This is a genomic window from Sphingomonas chungangi (genome assembly GCF_013778325.1).
GTDB lineage: Bacteria > Pseudomonadota > Alphaproteobacteria > Sphingomonadales > Sphingomonadaceae > Solisphingomonas > Solisphingomonas chungangi.
Genome location: NZ_JACEIB010000025.1, coordinates 41,423 through 58,356 on the forward strand (window position 1 = coordinate 41,423; position 16,934 = coordinate 58,356).

Annotated in this window: 18 protein-coding genes; 7 read left to right on the plus strand and 11 right to left on the minus strand. The window is 58.1% G+C overall.

Going from position 1 to position 16,934, the window contains the following annotated elements:
- Positions 1–50 precede the first annotated feature (50 nt).
- The 3 genes from HZF05_RS14490 to HZF05_RS14500 all read right to left on the minus strand — a co-directional run bounded on the left by HZF05_RS14490 (position 51) and on the right by HZF05_RS14500 (position 4,489).
- Positions 51–2,282 (minus strand): TonB-dependent receptor, encoded by a 2,232-nt coding sequence (locus HZF05_RS14490; RefSeq protein ID WP_160365292.1) that lies wholly within the window; start codon positions 2,280–2,282, stop codon positions 51–53.
- A 1,201-nt stretch (positions 2,283–3,483) separates the two neighbouring features.
- Complete coding sequence (locus HZF05_RS14495) at positions 3,484–3,909, minus strand: hypothetical protein (RefSeq protein ID WP_160365293.1); 426 nt, start codon at positions 3,907–3,909, stop codon at positions 3,484–3,486.
- Between the two features lie 13 nt (positions 3,910–3,922).
- A complete protein-coding gene (locus HZF05_RS14500) occupies positions 3,923–4,489 on the minus strand; it encodes a hypothetical protein (protein ID WP_160365294.1) in 567 nt (188 codons plus the stop codon).
- Between the two features lie 163 nt (positions 4,490–4,652).
- Here HZF05_RS14500 and HZF05_RS14505 point away from each other — a divergent pair, with 163 nt between their 5' ends.
- From HZF05_RS14505 to HZF05_RS14515, 3 genes are all read left to right on the plus strand, one after another.
- Entirely contained in the window at positions 4,653–4,859 is a 207-nt protein-coding gene (locus HZF05_RS14505; RefSeq protein WP_160365295.1) for a hypothetical protein, read from the plus strand.
- A 184-nt stretch (positions 4,860–5,043) separates the two neighbouring features.
- Entirely contained in the window at positions 5,044–5,964 is a 921-nt protein-coding gene (locus HZF05_RS14510; RefSeq protein ID WP_160365296.1) for a hypothetical protein, read from the plus strand.
- A gap of 307 nt (positions 5,965–6,271) precedes the next feature.
- On the plus strand, positions 6,272–6,856 hold the full coding sequence (locus HZF05_RS14515) for a hypothetical protein (protein ID WP_160365297.1): 585 nt from the start codon (positions 6,272–6,274) through the stop codon (positions 6,854–6,856).
- A 58-nt stretch (positions 6,857–6,914) separates the two neighbouring features.
- Here HZF05_RS14515 and HZF05_RS14520 read toward each other — a convergent pair whose 3' ends face one another.
- Positions 6,915–7,118 carry a hypothetical protein gene (locus tag HZF05_RS14520; protein ID WP_160365298.1) on the minus strand — a complete coding sequence of 68 codons (204 nt, stop codon included), beginning with the start codon at positions 7,116–7,118 and terminating at the stop codon, positions 6,915–6,917.
- Between the two features lie 585 nt (positions 7,119–7,703).
- On the opposite strand from HZF05_RS14520, the gene HZF05_RS14525 reads away from it, so the two are divergent.
- Positions 7,704–8,429, plus strand: coding sequence for a DUF4145 domain-containing protein (locus tag HZF05_RS14525; protein ID WP_160365299.1), 726 nt, complete (start codon positions 7,704–7,706; stop codon positions 8,427–8,429).
- A 126-nt stretch (positions 8,430–8,555) separates the two neighbouring features.
- On the opposite strand, the gene HZF05_RS14530 is transcribed toward HZF05_RS14525, so the two are convergent.
- A complete protein-coding gene (locus HZF05_RS14530) occupies positions 8,556–9,011 on the minus strand; it encodes a hypothetical protein (RefSeq protein ID WP_160365300.1) in 456 nt (151 codons plus the stop codon).
- A gap of 82 nt (positions 9,012–9,093) precedes the next feature.
- Complete coding sequence (locus tag HZF05_RS14535) at positions 9,094–9,789, minus strand: hypothetical protein (RefSeq protein ID WP_160365301.1); 696 nt, start codon at positions 9,787–9,789, stop codon at positions 9,094–9,096.
- A gap of 122 nt (positions 9,790–9,911) precedes the next feature.
- Here HZF05_RS14535 and HZF05_RS14540 point away from each other — a divergent pair, with 122 nt between their 5' ends.
- The 3 genes from HZF05_RS14540 (at position 9,912) to HZF05_RS14550 (ending at position 12,315) form a co-directional block, all read left to right on the plus strand.
- A complete protein-coding gene (locus HZF05_RS14540; RefSeq protein WP_160365302.1) occupies positions 9,912–10,280 on the plus strand; it encodes a hypothetical protein in 369 nt (122 codons plus the stop codon).
- 186 nt (positions 10,281–10,466) lie between these two features.
- Complete coding sequence (locus tag HZF05_RS14545; RefSeq protein ID WP_160365303.1) at positions 10,467–11,201, plus strand: hypothetical protein; 735 nt, start codon at positions 10,467–10,469, stop codon at positions 11,199–11,201.
- A 58-nt stretch (positions 11,202–11,259) separates the two neighbouring features.
- On the plus strand, positions 11,260–12,315 hold the full coding sequence (locus HZF05_RS14550) for a COG3904 family protein (protein WP_160365304.1): 1,056 nt from the start codon (positions 11,260–11,262) through the stop codon (positions 12,313–12,315).
- A 232-nt stretch (positions 12,316–12,547) separates the two neighbouring features.
- On the opposite strand, the gene HZF05_RS14555 is transcribed toward HZF05_RS14550, so the two are convergent.
- From HZF05_RS14555 to HZF05_RS14575, 5 genes are all read right to left on the minus strand, one after another.
- Positions 12,548–12,997, minus strand: a complete 450-nt coding sequence (locus HZF05_RS14555) for a hypothetical protein (protein WP_160365305.1) — start codon at positions 12,995–12,997, stop codon at positions 12,548–12,550.
- A gap of 75 nt (positions 12,998–13,072) precedes the next feature.
- Positions 13,073–14,233, minus strand: a complete 1,161-nt coding sequence (locus tag HZF05_RS14560; RefSeq protein ID WP_160365306.1) for a site-specific integrase — start codon at positions 14,231–14,233, stop codon at positions 13,073–13,075.
- A gap of 313 nt (positions 14,234–14,546) precedes the next feature.
- Positions 14,547–15,899, minus strand: coding sequence for a VapE domain-containing protein (locus HZF05_RS14565; RefSeq protein ID WP_160365307.1), 1,353 nt, complete (start codon positions 15,897–15,899; stop codon positions 14,547–14,549).
- 172 nt (positions 15,900–16,071) lie between these two features.
- Entirely contained in the window at positions 16,072–16,452 is a 381-nt protein-coding gene (locus HZF05_RS14570) for a hypothetical protein (RefSeq protein ID WP_160365308.1), read from the minus strand.
- A gap of 75 nt (positions 16,453–16,527) precedes the next feature.
- Positions 16,528–16,887: a hypothetical protein gene (locus tag HZF05_RS14575; protein ID WP_160365309.1), complete on the minus strand. Its 360-nt coding sequence runs from the start codon at positions 16,885–16,887 to the stop codon at positions 16,528–16,530.
- Positions 16,888–16,934 lie beyond the last annotated feature (47 nt).

The window sequence follows — 16,934 nt, forward strand, 5'->3', positions numbered from 1 at the left end:
GCGCCAAACCGCTCCTCCGTCGCTGGCATGGCCGGGACAAAGCCCACCCATCAGAACTTATAGCCCAATTCCACGCCAACCGTTCGCGGGGTGCCGGGGAATGCAACGTTGGCGCCGGAACTCGGCCCGAACGCGGTACCACCAACCAGATAGCGCTTGTCCGTCACGTTCTTCGCCCACAGCGCGACCGACACGCCGTTATGGGGGAGATCCCACTGATAGCGCAGGTTGAGCAGCGAATAGTGCGGCAAGCGCGTCCGGGGCGACAGCGTGTCGTAGAAGTTGCTGAAGAAGAAATGGCTCTGTGCATAATAGTCCGCGCGGATCCACATCTTGCCGGCCCATTCCTGCACCGGCAGATCGATCCTGCCGAAGATCGCGCCACTCAGCTTCGGCGCGTTTTCGTAGCTGCTGGCGGCGCTGCTGGTCCCGCCGGGCAACACCACGTCGGGCTTGCTCCAGACGGCATGCGTGTAGGCGAACTGGAAGCCCAGCTCGAGCAGCGGGATCGGCCGGATGTCGCCGTCGGCCTCGACACCCTTCACGGTCGCCTGCGGGATGTTCTCCGTGAGCGATGCCACGTGCCCGGCAACGTCCGCGTAGATGTCCCGCTCGGCATTATCGACGATCTGGTCATAGAGAGCGATGTTGAGATGGGCCGGCATTGAGAATGCGCGTCCGGCGAATTTCGCGCCAATCTCGAAATCGTGGGTGGTTTCAGGGCCGAAGGTGTTGGTGGTCGGCCCCGGTGCGGCAGTGCCGTTGAAACCGCCAGCCCGCCAGCTTCCCCGTGTGACGAAATACAGCAGGAGCTGGGGATTGAGCTGTTCCTGCAGCCCGACTTGCCAGCTCGGCTTGCTTTCTCGGGTCAACTGCTCGGGGCTTCCAAGGAACGCCGATCCCTCGATCTGGGACAGCGTGATCTTTTCCCAGGTATAGCGAATTCCGGCTGTGAACCCGAGACCGCGCAGTCCCGTCAAATCGCTGAGGTCGTAGGTGCCCTGCGCGAACACGGCACGGGAGAGATCGCTGTAGCGATTATTGTAACCGAAGGCCGCGACGGGCGTGGGAAGCGTTGCACCGACGACCACCGGCGAAACGATCTTTTCGGTGTTGTGCGAATAATAGGCACCCGCAATATATTTGAGATTTCCGGCAGTTCCCTGGATCTGAAATTCGTCGGACAGGGTCTTCTGCCAGATGTGATTTCCCTGTGTCGGATCGTTGAGATTGATCAGGCTGATCGCGCCGAACGGCCCGCCGGCTAGGTCGGCCTGTTCGTTGGTGAACGACTTGGAATAGCCGAAGATGTTCTTCACCGTAGCCGAACCGAGATCATAGGCGGTAGTGTTGATGACCGAGAGGCCATGCCCGTTCAGGCGAGGCGTGAACCAGATGTCCGCCTTGTAGAATCCGCGAGCCCGCTGATCGGCCACGGCATCTGCCACGGCCGAGCCATAGAATTCGGCGGCCAGCGCCGTCAACGGAAAGCCGTTGTTCGTTTCGCCGACGGCATAAGCCGAGAATATCTCGCCGTTCTGCGAGGTATCGTGGATATGCCGGTAGTCCGCGAACAGCGTGTTGGTCAGCCGGCTAGTCGGCTTGAACAGGATGGTTGCGCGGATCGACTTATGGTTCTGGTCGCCCAGGCGCTTGCCGTCGAAGATGTTGTCGACATAGCCGTTCCGCGTCGTGATGTCGCCCGCAACGCGCACGGCAAGCACGTCCTTGACGAGCGGCACGTTGATCGCGCCTTGCGCCTCGCGATAGGCGAAATTGCCCAAGTCGCCGGTGAAATAGCCTTCGACCTTGTCGGTCCGCGGCTGAGCCGTGGTGTAGAGCACCGCGCCGCCCGTGTCGTTACGACCGAATAGGGTGCCCTGCGGCCCCTTGAGCACCTGAACCGAAGCGAGATCGTAGAACGACGTCGAGGTTTCCGAATGCGGCGAGATCGCGACTTCGTTCAGGTAGGCGAGCACGCCGGGAGGCGAGCCTGAAAAGGCGTCGGTCGTCTGGCCGCGGATCGTAAAGTCGAACTCGCTGGCATTCTCCCCAACAGTGACGTTGAGGCCGGGAACGAGCGAGTTCAAATCCGCCTCGGAGTTGATCTTGCGCTCCTGCAGCGCCTGCGTGTTGAACGCGGAGACCGAAACTGGAACCTTCGAAAGCGCCTCCGCTCGACGCTGCGCGGTAACGACGATCTCGCCAGGCGCGATCCCGGGCGGCGTCGTCGAGCTGGATGTCGCAGCCTGTTGCGTATTCGCTGGCTGATCCTGGGCCATTGCTGCCGAAGGAAACGCCAAGATACACGACGCGGAACTCATCAAGACGAACAAGGTCGATCGAGGCAGCATCATGTCTATCCCCTCCGCATGGCGGCGTCTGCCGCTGCTGGTATCTCCTCGGCTCGAGGCATCTTCGTGCCTCCATCCGTGTCACGAGATAGCTGCCAAGATTGCCGAATGTCAACACCAATGTCGACGTTGAGCAATAGCGAGGGATGGGCCCATTGTTTGTGCACCACAGCACTATTGAACCCTTGGATGGTGGCCCATGCGCATGCGACTTCATTTGAGTCGACGCGCTAGAAATGCAGGGATCGGATGGGCTATCGGAAGATAGACCACGGCTCCGAGCGATACGGATTCCAAAAGGCTGGCATTACAGCATTTTTTGGAGAAGATTGTGAGATCGGATCGGGAGGCAAAGAGTTCCGGCGGGCAGAATTTGGCTTGGCTTGGCCGTTAGGCTATTGAGCGGTCTTGAGCAGCGCCGCAAAGAACTGCCCTTCCTTCACGCTGCTCGACGCGATCCGCGATCCGCCTATGGTGCGCCCACACCTGGCCGTTTGAAGACCGACTGCTTCCGGCTGGAGATCGGCGATAGCGGTCGTCACAGCCCAAAGGATATCGCGATCGCAATCGGGCAGTGCCACAGCAGGCTCGCGAGGCTTGTCCGACTATCCTGGCTTCCACCCGAGTTGGCCGAGGCCATCGTCGAAGGGCGTCACCCGCCGCGACGCACGCCGCGCATGCTGCTCACCGCCGATCTGCCGCTTCGCTGGGACCAGCAGAAGATCCCGCGCGGCTTCAGCTGAACCCTGTACAGTCGGAATTCAAGGCCGCCCAGACGGGCGGCCTTTTGTCGTAGAACGCGGTGCCAATTGCATCTCTACACTGCACCGCGAAATAGCCGGGCCGAAAACCGTCCGGCCGGCGGGCGGACTGACGGGCAGGATCCCTTAATGAGGATAATATCAGAGACTTAGGGCTAGATGGTGCCGCTTACAGGACTCGAACCTGTGACCCCCGCATTACGAAATCGATTCAGGCGTGCGGGTGGGACGATATAATTCAATTACTTAGTGCCAAAATTGGGCCGCCACGCCCTATAGCCCCAATCACTTCCCAAACGCGGCGATGACCGCCCCTCGGCCGCACTGTTGTGAAAGCGTGTTGGCTCCATAAAAATCGGAATCGCGACCTACGCTCCTCCTGCCGGCGACGGTTCGCCAAGCCGATCCCATGCCTCTTCAAACTCTGGCCGGGCGTAGGATTTGGGCTGAAGCCAGAAGGAAACTTTGCCGGTGGTCGGGCTGACACCGCGATGCGCTGCCGAGCGCACCTCTTCCAGGGTCATCACGAAGCAGGTGGGCCGGTCGTTGTTGGCGTTGATCGTGATCACCCACCAGTGAGAACGCAGCTTGTCGAGATCGCCGCCCAAAGGCACGGGGTCTCGCTTTGAGAGCGCCTTCGACTGGATCGGCAAAACCAGACTTTCGTCGTCGCTCGCGGCATAGAGATCGGCGCCACGGGCGTTCCGCACGGTAGGCATGACGTGCCAGCCGCGCCGGGATAGCTCCCGGGCGACGTGGTAGAGGCCGGCGTTGCCCGTCAGTTGGTGGCGCACGTCAGATCCAAGCTCAGCCGGTGATCGTGATCTGGATCGCCTCAGCCGGCACGTCGTAAAACACTGCCAGTTCCTCCTTTGCCTCTGCCATCGATAAGCCCTTGCGCGAGGTGCTGGCCATCGATGCCGGAGCCACATCAGTGATCTCGGCTGGGTGACGGAAATACTTTTTCGACACGGGCGGCATGGGTTTGAAATCCAGCGCATCAATGTCGATGCCCCGGGTCCGGCAGTGCTCAACGTCGCTGTAGACGACCGGATTGCGCGTCATGCCGTGCCGAAAATCCTTTTTAGATACTTCGGCATACTCTGAGAACTTGATCAGATACCTGTCGCGATTGTTCTGGCGCTCGACAAACTCGATGCCGCTTACCTTGCCGACCAAAAAGGCTTCGTTGCGCGCCTGAGGTCGGTCGCCGTGATCGTCCTCGCGGGGCCGTTCATCGTTACGGCTGCAAATACAGTATTTCAGGCCAGATGCGCTGCCAAGCCCGATCACCCAAGACGCCGACCCACCATACTCAAGCATGAACTCGGTGGACTTATTTGTGAACACCTCAACGACCGATCGCTGCGACATAACCATCCTCCATTTAGCAAATCGGCTTATATATAACTATCAAAATAAGTATATAGTTTTCTTCGTGTCGATATTCGCAGCCAGTGCCTTCCGCATGTTCACTTTTCGTTCTATGACGGCACCTCGCCCGAGTCGGGCCGCAACAACCTTTGGGAGCAACGCCATGCAGCGCGATCTGCGGCATGACTTGCGGCTACGCGCAGCCGCGAGCGTGATTTACGACGCCGTTTATCCGGGGCCAGAGTGGGCGCCGGTCAGCTTTGATCAGGCGGAGCGGTTGGAGACAGTCCACTACCGGCAAGCCGTGGAGGCGGCGTTGCTTGCACGCCCCGTCCTGACTGATCGTGCGGAGCAATTGAGCCTGATCTGAGGGTTGGTCAGGCAAGAGCTTTATGGTGTGGCCGGGGATGGATGCCGCCATATACGGGCTTGCCGTGCGGGGAGTCGTCAGCGAAAACCTCGGCTGCCGGGAAGCCAAGTTTGCTACCGCTGGCGCTCCGACTCCGACCATGAAGGCCGTTGTGCGATCGGCATGGATGGGCTGATATGCCGGGATGGTTACAATTCCCGATTGGGCCGCAGCCGGTATCGTCGCCATCTTGGGCGGAGCCGGACTATTCGCAAAAACGTGGATCAAGACGACGGCTGAAGGTAGCGCCCGACAAGTCTTCGATAAAGAAATCGAAAAGGTAAAGTCGGATTTCAGGCGTGGCGAGGAACGCCTGAAGGCTGACCTTCAGAGACGTGAATCGGAGCTAACCTCACTAAGAGATGGTGCGCTTAGTGGGCGGGCCAATCGCGCGGCTCTTCTTGACCAACGTCGACTTCAAGCGGCCGAGAAAGTTTGGGAAGGTGTCGGCGTCCTTTCTCGAATGAGGATGCCGGCGAAGACACTCTCTATGCTGAACATAGAGGCAGTTTCAAAAGATGCTGGCACTAGCGCGGAAGCCCGTGAAGTCCTGAAAAAGCTGATGGGCGGTATCGACGTCAATCACATCGTCGAGCAGATGAAGGGCATCAGAGTCGATTACGAGAGGCCGTTCATCACGCCGATGGTATGGGCATTATACTCAGGATATTCGGCGATCATTCTTGGAGGTTATATCGTTCTGCACACTTTAACATCTGGTCTAAAAGATCCGATGAAGTACATAAACACGGAATACTCAATAGAATTACTCGGAAAAATACTTCCTCATCAGTCAGATAACATAAAGAAATTCCACTACGGGATATTTTACCTTCTGCTTGATGAGATTGAAGAAAAATTGCTCGTCGAACTTAACGCTATGTTGGAGGGAGTCGAAGTCGACGAGAACAGCGTCAAAAGAGCGGCTGAGATATTAGAGGCGGTCAATAAGGTTTCGCGGGCGGGTCCTGCAACTCAGCCGGGAAGTGAAGGCGCAGCGGCGATGCCACCAACGATTGCGGATATGCTAAAGCCAACGATCAGCCAGGACGCCACCTTGCCGTAGTAGGCGAACCAGAAGCTGCTTTGCGCACGTCACGATTTGTCGCCCGGCGCCGGTCCGGCGGGTATCGGCACGTTCCGAGCTGGCGACGTGGCCTGCAACGGCACGGGGTGGTGAAGGCGAAATGTCTGCTGCCGTTGGCCGGGATAAAGAAGCAGGCGTTGAGAATGGGCTTTTAGTAAGGTTGCAGCCGTTCAATGCGGAAGTTTGCAGAAGCAGACCGGGGGTGAGGATGGTAGCTTTATACATCGCATTAGCATTGGCGGTTGCCCCGATTGGGCAAGAAAGTGCGCCGCCTCCTTCGATCCCTATGAGCCTTTCCACCCCACAGGAAGCCAAGGGCAAGATCGTCGCTTGCGGACTGCCCGATGCTCGGGTCTCGGTCCAATTCGATGGAACCTTGCAAGAGGATGTCGTTTGGATCGCGCAGCTAGGGCCGCTTATCTCGGGATCCACGCTGACCTGTCTGGCACGGGCCTCCGTGGCGACCAGCTACTACATCTACTTCCGCGATGCGTCCGTTCAGCGGCCGTATGACATCATTTACAACCGCATCAGCAATGAGGCCGGCGTAGCGAATGCGAAGGAGTGGCTCCGCGCGCGCAACCTTCTCGACACGTTGCCTGAGCCGGTCAAAGGTGAGCCATTAGCAAAATATGCGCAGGCGGTTGAAGTGTTTTGCGGTGTGAAACCCGGCTCGCTGTTGGTCGCCACGGACGATCGCACAATTACCTTCACCAAGAGTGGATTAGGCCGTCCTACCGCCAACGGCATCGAAGGTGCCGCTGCCAACGAGGCTCAATTCGAGTGTGTGATGAACGTCACCTCGGCAGCTAATCTGGAAGCGAACGGTCTATTTTTTGGGTTTATCGGAAACGCTGCCAAAGCCCAGTAGCCAGACTGTCCGAAATCCGTGTCACTCGATAGCCCCGACGATGCCCGAAAATGAGGCGTCAGCCGTCGGGCTTCTTCCGTCGCAACACCGCATACTTTTCCGGTAATGCTCGCGAGCGATAAGAACCATTGGGGCGGAATGGCGAGATGCGTTCAACAAGCTCAAGCAAAGCGCGTGTTAGCACGCGGTCGGACCACAGGTCAACGCCAGCGATGATTGCCAACGCAGTAAATCCGGCAACGGTGGATGCGACGACGCCCATAGCCCCTCCGATCATTCGGGATCGAATATCACGATGCGGAAGCGACAGCTATCGGCGACGGCAAAATCAGCCCGAACGACCATAGCTGGGGCGCTTGCCGACAGGCCGAAAAAAAAGCAGACGCAGGATGATGCCCACCCCGCCGCCATCCCGACGGACAACAGCAGGGCGGGCTAAGAGTTATATGCCTTTCGGTTTGATCGCAGCATCTCCTCTTTCGACCGACCGTTGGCTTGAGGCCGTGGAGGGCCGCGAGGCCGCCCGGGTGGTCGAGTCTCGGGAAACGTCGCGCCGCTCCTGGCTTGGGCAGGGGGTGATTTTGTGAGCCGCCTCGGGTATTCTATGCTTACACCTAGGCCAACTACAGCGCTCTACGAAGTGAACTCGGGGATGGTCGGCGAGCCGTTGCTGGCGATCTCATTGACAAGCACATATTGGGCAATGCTAAATGCCTCGGTGGCGAGAACCTGTTCGCCGTATAAGCCGCGCCGATCACATCTGTCTCAATCCTTCGCTCCTGGAAGCCCCAGTAGCAATAGGTTTGACCGAACCGCACCGCGAGATATCCCAAGGCGCTGGAGAGCGATGCCGATGTTTGATACGTTCAAGCGAGTGACGGAATTCAAGGAGACACGGCGTAAGCTGCGCTGTCATGGTTGCCATCAAGATGCGATTCACACGTTGGAAGCATTGTGCGAGGGGCAAACGGAGGAAGATATTGGCCCGAATGAATCTATGGATTGGGGCACAGACTATCAGATCTTTCGTTGCGGGAATTGCGATGCGGTGAGTTTCCTCGCATCATCATGGCATAGTGGTGACATTGAACCCGACGATTACGGGCGTGGCTACATGCCGAGATACGACAAGCAATACCCCACTCCGACATCGGCCGACTTCACCTTTAACGTGGAGTTCATTCCCAAGACACTCGACTCACTGCTCGACGAAATGCTTTATGCCCTCGCAGGCGGTAAGCTGAGACTGGCGACCATCGCCCTTCGCATGTGCGTAGAGTTCATCGTCAAAGATGCGAAATGCACGGGACGTGATCTCGCAAAGAAAATCGATAACCTCCGTACTCGCGATCTCATCGACGACGATCAGCGTGACCTGCTGCACAAAATACGCCAGAAAGGCAACGCGAGCGCACACGAGGCTCAAGCCATGCACAAAGGAGAGTTGGTCGCAGGGATGGGCATCGTCGAGTTGCTGCTAGAAGCCTTTTACAACGCTCCTGGTCGCAAGGCCCGTCTCGTGGGCATTGCCAAGAACCAGTTTGGCATGGGACCGGACGAGATAGATTTCTAAAAGTCGACCTGGAAGCTCCCGGGCGACGTGGTAGAGCCCAGCGTTGCCAGTCAGTTGATGGCGCACGTTATGCCTCCCGCGCAGCCAGCTTTGCTATCGAAATGGCGTTCAGCGTAATTCGCGCGGTCAGAATTTCCTTGCCGCGTTCATTTGAGGCGCTTCTTTCTCGCATTGTCCAGAAAAGTCTTGATGAACGAATGCGAACTTACGCCCGTTGGCCTCGCCGTGAGAATCCCAAGTCTGGGTGATGTTTCCGTCGTATCTGCGAATAACCATCGTATCGGCAAAGAAATTTAACAAAGAAGGTGATTGCGGGTCCGGCTCACGGTAGCTCTGCTTAACCGTTATGGCGGCGTCGTCAATCGCAACGATGCACGGCTTTCCACCGCAAAAATCCTCGAGTTTGCCCGAGTACTGATCATCAAGCTGGTAAATCTTTTTCAGATTCGGATCGATGACAAAATGCATCGCAATGTCGGCGCTCAGCGTCTTGTTCTGATCAGCGAAATTCGACGTTTGAGAGCCACTGCAAGACAGCCCGATGAGATTGCTATTCTGCGCGGCGGCAGGAGCCGCAGACATCGCCATACTCCCACAGACAAGGAGTATAGATCGCAACAGAAACCCTATGCCATCGGCGACGCGAAGCGAGATCACCCTTCTTTCAAAGAGCATTTTTTGTCGATTCTGCTTTAGCCTTACGCGCCTGCTGGTCTGCGGCGTAACGTGCCTCGAAAGCGGTTTCCGATGAATACTGGAATGTCGCCGTGATCGTCGCCCCGTTGGGATTATTAGGGCATGCCGCCTCAGCCGCAGCCTGCCCGGCATCTGCAAGAGCGTTTGCTATGCCCGAGAATTTGCCCGTCGTATGGACAGCTTCGGACACGTTCACCTGATATCCAACCTCGACGCGGGTTGTTGGATTCCAGAACGCGTAAAGCGTTCCAGTTTTAACGCCATTCGCGTCCACCACCGTCTCGGTGACGTGTTGCGGATATTTTTCACGCAAAGAGTCGGCCAACACTTTTAGCTGCGCCGTCATTATGGACGCACAGGCATTGCTGGTCAGCGTCACGTTGGTCAGCTTGTCGGTGTCGAACTCTGTGCTGATCGCCGCCCGCAGATCGCCGATGGCCACACCTCCGTTAGCGTATTGAACCGAAATGGATTTGAATTTCCCCGCGTGCGTTCGCTTGACCGATGCGTCGGTCACCCCCTCGAGATGTTTGATCGCTTCGGCAGCCTCCTCAGGCGACATCCCAACCTGCAGCGTCCGCCAAAGCGCAATGCTCGATTCGTTTGCTACCGGCGGCGAAACAACGCCCGCTGTAGCTTGCAACAGCAGCAAAAAGCCAATCATCCAACAGCCCCCAAGCGCCTTCAGTCCCCAGAAGACGCTCGCCTTTATACATATTTTTCAAGATAGGTGCGACTGCTGGGCTGTGATCGGCCACGAGGGCGGCAACAGCAGCGGGAGGAAGCATGGACAGGCTATTGCGAGCAGCTTTGGCGGTGATGGCTGTCGCTGGGTTCAGCGAGGCCGCATGGGCTGTGGATATCGGCAAAGCGCTGCAACGACCGGTCAGCCTTACGCTCAACAGTTCGAAAGGCATTTTTGATCTCGAACGCTGTATCGTCCTCCTTGATGGTCCAGGTGGTCCGAGCGTGTTCAGGCAGCCCGATCGACCAGATGACGACATGATCGCGTATATTGGTAATGGAATGGCCGTCACCAACGTGATCACGCTGCATCGATCCGGCGGCAGCACGACGATCGAAATTAGGGAAAACCGTGGATTGGCGTCCGGTGTGCTTCGCAAGACGCCAATGGGTATCGAGAGTTGTCTCTGAATCCGTCGCTCTGGGAAGCCCGTTCGCGTTTAGCGAGCCTGCGGATAAGCCTCAGCATTGATCTACTGCCTGTTTTTGCCGATTAATGTTGGAGCAGATGAAGGGCCTCAGGGCTTGACTGTTTGGTGCAAGATCGACCGCGATCCGTGTGGGGACATTGGGCGCGGCGAAATCGGAGGGGTCATCATGAAGCGTATTGCCGTGGTTGCGTTGCTGGTTCTGAGCCTGACGGCTGGCTGCAGCCGCCCGAAGAGCACCGTCATTCCGTCCGATCCCCAGAAGTGGGATCAATTGGCGGACAGCGTGAAGAAACTGAGCGACGACGATCGCAAAGAGTTCACCGCGTATATGATGCGGGTTTCGATGGCATCAGCCTTCAGCGGCAATAAGGCGATCGCTGTGCCGCCCGGCACGACGATCGGAGACGCCATCTCGGATCAGAAAAAATGGGAGGCCGATCAGCAGGCTGAGGAAGCCAAGGCGAACATTCTCAAGGCCAAGGTTGCCGCCGAGCGTTCTGCCGCCATGAAGAAACTCAGCGATACGGCGACGGTCGCGCTGGCCGACTTGACCGTGCTTCCGAAGAACTACGACGCTGGCCGCTTCTCCGATCGCCTCAGCTTTATCTATGCCGTGGATAATCACACCGGCAAGGCCATCTCCGGCATCAAAGGCACGGTCGTGTTCAAGGATCAGTTCGGGGCCGACATCGAGCGCATGGGCCTCAGCATGGACGAGGACATCGCTCCGAACAGCTCGCGCGCGATCACGGGCTACGGCAAGGACATCAATCAGTTCGAAGACAATGACACGAAGCTAGCGGTAACGCCGTTGTCGAAGATGCACGTCACGTTCGAGCCGCAGATGATCAATTTTGCCGACGGAACGAGCCTTACTGCACCAGACGGCGATCCATCCTAAACACATCAGCTGTGTCATGCAGCATCACTCGAAAAGCTACCGCTTGGAGGGAGGGCGCATGCGCCAGCTGTTCGCTCTAATTGCGATCTTGCTTTTCGCTCCACCTGCATCGTGGGCGCAGTCCAATGCGCCCATGACCTTCCATGCAGATCTCAGCCTCGCAAATCGCATGTATTCTAACGACGTCGCGGCGACTGGGCTGCCCGTCTATGCCGATGGCGTCATAAATGACGGGACAACGGAACGGCTTCTCGCCTACCTTAAAATCAATAAGATTGAAGAGGCGCGCATATATTTTAATTCTCCAGGTGGCTCTCTTCTTGAAGGAATGAAACTCGGACGCGCTATCCGGCAATCGAAGCTCTTCACCACCATCGGTGTCGATGGCAGCGAAGCGGCCAACAAAGCTTCCATATGTGCAAGTGCTTGCGCATATGCGTTTGCAGGAGGTGTCAGCCGATTTCTCGATGAAACTACCGGACGGCTTGGCTTACATCAATTTTATTCCTCCTCTGGTTCAGGAGCCTCAGAAGGCGACACGCAACTGATCGGGGGCCTTCTGGCTGCATATCTGAACGAGATGGGGGTAGATGCGCGCGCCTTTGCATTGGCGTCCGTGACCGCACATGAAGGTATTCTCTGGCTCACAACCGATGAAGCGGTGAATCTCCAATTCGCCAACAATGGTATTCAACCCACGAAAGCCGAGATCAAAATCAACGGGATGATCCCTTACCTTAGGTTGGAGCAAGATCGCTACAACGTCACAACCCGCTACATTTTTCTATGTTATCAGGGTCGGATGGAGGTGGATGCAGGCGTCGTAACCGACCCCGAAAATTCCGCGATGCACGCGCTGAACGTCACCAAGGCCTATCTCGAATTGGATGGCGTCGAGACGCTAGATCAAGCCGGTCCTGCCGCTGCGATCGCCGATCAGAGCGTCGTGTGGTTACGGCGTCCGTTGTTGCCCATCACCGCTCTCTCATTCTTGCGCGCCAAGGTCGCCGATATATGGGTCGAGAACGGTGGCGCTTTCCGCTGGGGCGGATCGATCGATTTGTTGCCGGTCCGTGAGCAAATGAGAAATTACTTCCAGCAGTGCTACAAGTGAGCCGTCGGCCAAAAAAAAGAAGCGCTAAGGAATAGCCCGCCCGGCCGCCATCCCGAAGGACAACAGCAGGGCGGCCTAAGGGTATGAGTCTTTCAGCTTGATCTTGGCACCTTCCCTTCCGAAAGGCCGTTAGCTTGGCACCGTGAAGAGCCGCCATGCCGCCCGGGTGGTCGAGTACCCGGAGGGCCGCCGCGCCGATCGTGGCTTAGGCAGCGGGCAAACCTGTAAGGGGTCAGGCGGCCTTGGCTCGTGCGGCGGTCGGGGCCGCGACGGCGGGTGAGCCCGACGCCACCAGCTTCAGCTTGCCGCTCCTCCGCCTACGTACGTTCCAGGCCGGACGATGCAGGGCGATCATCGGCGGACAGAGCAGCTTGGCGATCTCTGCCGCCTCTTTGCCGGCCCCGGTGATCAGGACGCGCAGTTCCAGCCCGTCGAGGTTGTCGTGGATGCGCTCGCCGCCGTGGTGATCCCGCGCCGAACCGCTTTGACGCGAGAAGTCAGCGATGCGCTTGGCGAGGCCGCCGTTTTTCCATTCAGTCGCTCGCCCGATGAAAACGATCCGCCTGTTCTGCACGGCGCAGTAGAGGCCGACGTCCTTGCGGAGGTGAGAGCGATCGGCGCGAAAGCCGCCCGGGATCACCTCCCATTCCTTTTCCCATTCTGCGAGCGTCCTGTCCGCCACGATGCTGTCTTGCTTCATGTGCATGGTGTTTCTCCAACAGAGGGGCGCTCCCCAGTGAGAGGAGCGCCGCGCCGATCATTTCCAGTTGAGTTTCGATGATCCTGCCTCGACGGCAGCAATAAGTGTGTCATTTGCAAGATGACTATAGCGTTGCGTTGAGCTATAGGACGAATGTCCGAGTACCTTTCCCACAGTAAATAAGTCGATTCCACTATTTATCATGAGACTGGCACTAGAATGCCGGAGATCATGGAGGCGAACGTCCGAAAGCCCGGCTTCTTTTCGTGCTGCATCCCATGAATGCTTTATACTGGTGATATGCTTCTTCGGATCGAAGCGCCCGGGGAACAGGTAACGCGCGTCTTTTTTGCGCTTGATCTGCCCGATGAGGCCGATCGCCGCCTGCGACAGCGGGACGTACCGAGCCTTGGTCTTGGTCTTGGGCAGGTAGAGCACGCGCCGTTCAAGATCGACGTTGGCCCATTCCGCCGACAGCAGTTCCATAAGCCGCATGCCAGTGCAGAGCAGCAGCCCGACGATGATGGGGAGGCGCTTGTTGCGGGACTTGGCGACGGCCTCACGCAGCCGGGCCGCCTCCTCAACAGTCAGGAAGCGTTCTCGCGCGTTGTCGAGGCGAGGCATTTTTATTCCGCGTGTCGGGTTAGGTATGCAGCCCGCGAGCCCCCACCTGGCCCCCAGCTCGAAGCTGCGGCCCAACAAAGCCTTGAGCTTAACAAGGGTGCCTTCCGCGAGCCCCTGAGCACGTTTCTCCGCCAACCATTGCGACACGACCCGGGAATCGATCTCGGTGAGACGCATGGTGCCGAAGCGGGGAAGTAGGTGCAGCCTCATATTGCTGTCCATATTGTCGATGCTGCGGGCGTAGGTGCGCGCCTCCTCGATATGGCGGGCGGCAAGCTCGGAATAACGGAGAACCGCCTTGGCCTCTGCCTTCTGCGCGGCCGGATCGTTGCCGAGAACAGCCTCGGATCGCCACTTGCGGGCGGTCTTCTTGACCTGATCCCAAGTCACGTCTTCGACGCGTCCAATCTTCATTTGACGTAACGAGCCGTATTTATCAGTGAACCGCAAATACCATGTGCGGCCTCCACTTGATCTTACTTCGAGAACCAGACCTAAACAGGTGCGACCACAGCAATAATAATCCACCTTCTTCTTTCCCTCCGGGCAGGTCGCGGTCATCGCGAATTGGGGGGACAGAGTTGCTTTTGGCATGAGCCATTGTTCCTTAAGCTACAGACGCAACTCTCCCGCGTGGGCAGAGGCATCGGGTTTAAATGGATGAAGCCGAACAGCGTGGTTCGACCGGTAAAGGGCGCAATTCAGGGTTTAAATTGATAAAGGGCGTACAATTCCTGCGTCGTCGGCCCGTGCCGACGACGTGAAATGGAAAGGGGGGATGATGGCGGATGCTTCGCCAAACCGGGCGACGACCGGGCGGCGCTCCGCCACTTCCGGCCGGTTTGCCGGGCTATCTACCCCACCCCCCCGAGGAAAACCTCAATCGAATTTGCTGGCTTTACGAATTCTATCCTGTTCCTTTATTTGCCTCTCCTTCTGTTCTTCGGTAAACTGGCTTCCGTGTTGGCAGGAGCCAACGGAATATGCCTCCGCTTTTGGTCGGTGGGCCGAACTTGGCGCGAAGGATCGCACCGCACTCTCTGGCCTGCCCTATCGTGGGCTTTTCAATGTTTGCGGCCTCCAGAACCTCGGAAGCCGTCATACGCTGGCACTCGAATGTGTCGTCGCCTTCAAGATCGATGATGGCGGCAACCGCGTCGCGGACGAGGCTGGTTGACTGATGGCGCTCGTTCCAGGCGGCGAGTTGGGCCTCCTGCTCCTTGTTGAACCACCACACCGCCTCGCCCTTGAAGTCGACCGCGAGCTGGGCCCAGAGTTGTTGCATCTGGATGCCGTGGTCGTAGTCGATCGCCTCCACGGCAATGACGCCCCAGCGGGTCGAGCCGGAAGGATCGCTGAGGAAGTCCGAACCGTTGGCGGAGGCCATGAAGACAGTCCGGCGAGGCCACTCGGAGTCCGCCGCCGCATACGGGATGCGAACGACATCTCTGTCGCGAGTCAGGATACCCTTGAGACGCTCTTGGTCCTTGCGGAACGAGCTCTCGAGTTCTCCCAACTCCACGATCCAATGCCGCATGGCGGTTATGATGTTATCCTTGGCTCCCCCGTCGAAATGATGATCGGTCTTCACGACCGATCCGCGTAGAATTGGATCTGGTACCAGACTGAGGCACCACCTTGTTTTCCCAATCGATTGCGGCCCCTGCAGAACGAGTACCAGTCGCGTCGAGAATCCAAATGGCATGAGTGCAGACGCGACAGCACTCAATAGCCAGCAATAGATGATGTCTTCTTTGAGTTGTTGCGGATAATCGGCAACGGTTTGGATCGTGGCGTAGATGGCGGGAAGGCGATCAAGGCCGTCCCACGGCTTAATCAGTATCCAGTCAGCAACTGGGTTATATGGGTTCTGATTGGCGATCGCATCCACGATAGCGCGGGCGTCGCCGTTGGACATGCCGTGGAGGGCCATAAGGCTCTTAATGTGGGCGAGAGCAACGCTGTCGCCGTTATCGATCACGCCCCGCAGGTCCGGGATCGCGATATCGGTCCGCTTTTTGATAACGTCGTAACGGGCCTCGATACCATTGCCGTCGAGCAGGTATCGGACATTGTCGATGGTCGGTGGTAATCCACCATAGCCGAGCGGCTGATCGGGGAACTTCCCGGCATCAATTCGCGTCGGTTGCCATTCGGTCAAATCCGCCGAAGGCGCGACGACTTCGTCACCGGGGCGCGCTCTGACCGCCCCCGGTGATTTCTTCACCTTGAGTTTTGATATATTCACTGCCTCTTCCAATCGGTTGCGGCTTCAAAGAGCGCGTGCTTGCCGATCGGTGAGATGCGACAGTCACGACGCGCCGCAGGCGCAAGGCGATGTTGAAAGGCGGATGTCTGGGGGCGGATGCCGTAGGGAGCTGCGATCGTGATCGCGGCTGCGGCTTAACAGGTGGCGATCGATCCGGTTCCGATCAAGGGAGCCGGCGACATAAATCGAGCAGGTCGCCCGGCACGCCCTCCGCGTCGGCGATGAAGACGACATAGGCGAAGGTGCTGCCGAAGGTGAATAACAACTCCCACCAGCCGTCGTGCTTGGCATGATAGTCCCAACCGGGATGAAACCCCTCCTCGCCCCAGCGTTTTCCGCTGACGGGATCGACGAGAGGCGACAAGCCGATATGGCGCTGAATATCGGCTTCGGTGTCGCCGGGCTCGACGACGAGATACTCCGTCCAGTCAATCAGTTCCTCCTCCAGCGCCGCGATGCGCTGGCTCAGCAAGAGGTGGAGGCGGGGATCGAGGTCGAGCGTGGGCAGGCTTGCGAAATCCGAACGGTTATAAAGATGCCGCATAAATTTACTCCGGGCATAAAAATAGCGTCCGAGGCGGGAGCCTGGACGCTTGCGGTTGTGATGATGGTCGTGTGATCAGGCGTGGTCGCGGACGAGCGCGAGAAGGGCGGGATCGATATCTAGGCTATCCGGCACCCAGAGCGACACGCCGAAGCCGTCATCGCTGAGGATCAGAACGGCTTCGTGCCAGCCGGCATGATGCTGCACCCACTCGAAGCCGGCTTCCTCACCGGAGATCGGCCAACCCGCCTCCGTCTCGACGGCGGCCAGCGTGTCGCCCGGCTGGACGATGATGAAGTGGGCGAGATCGCCGAGATCGTACCCTTCGTACTCTGTGAGCTGATCGCGCCTGAGGGCGAGCAGGCGCAACAGTTCGGCGTCGAGCGGCGACGCCAATGCTCTGGCCATGTCGGCCGAGCTGCGGATCGAAAGCATGGGATTCTCCTTGAATCAAAAAGGCCCCCGGATCGCTCCGAGGGCCT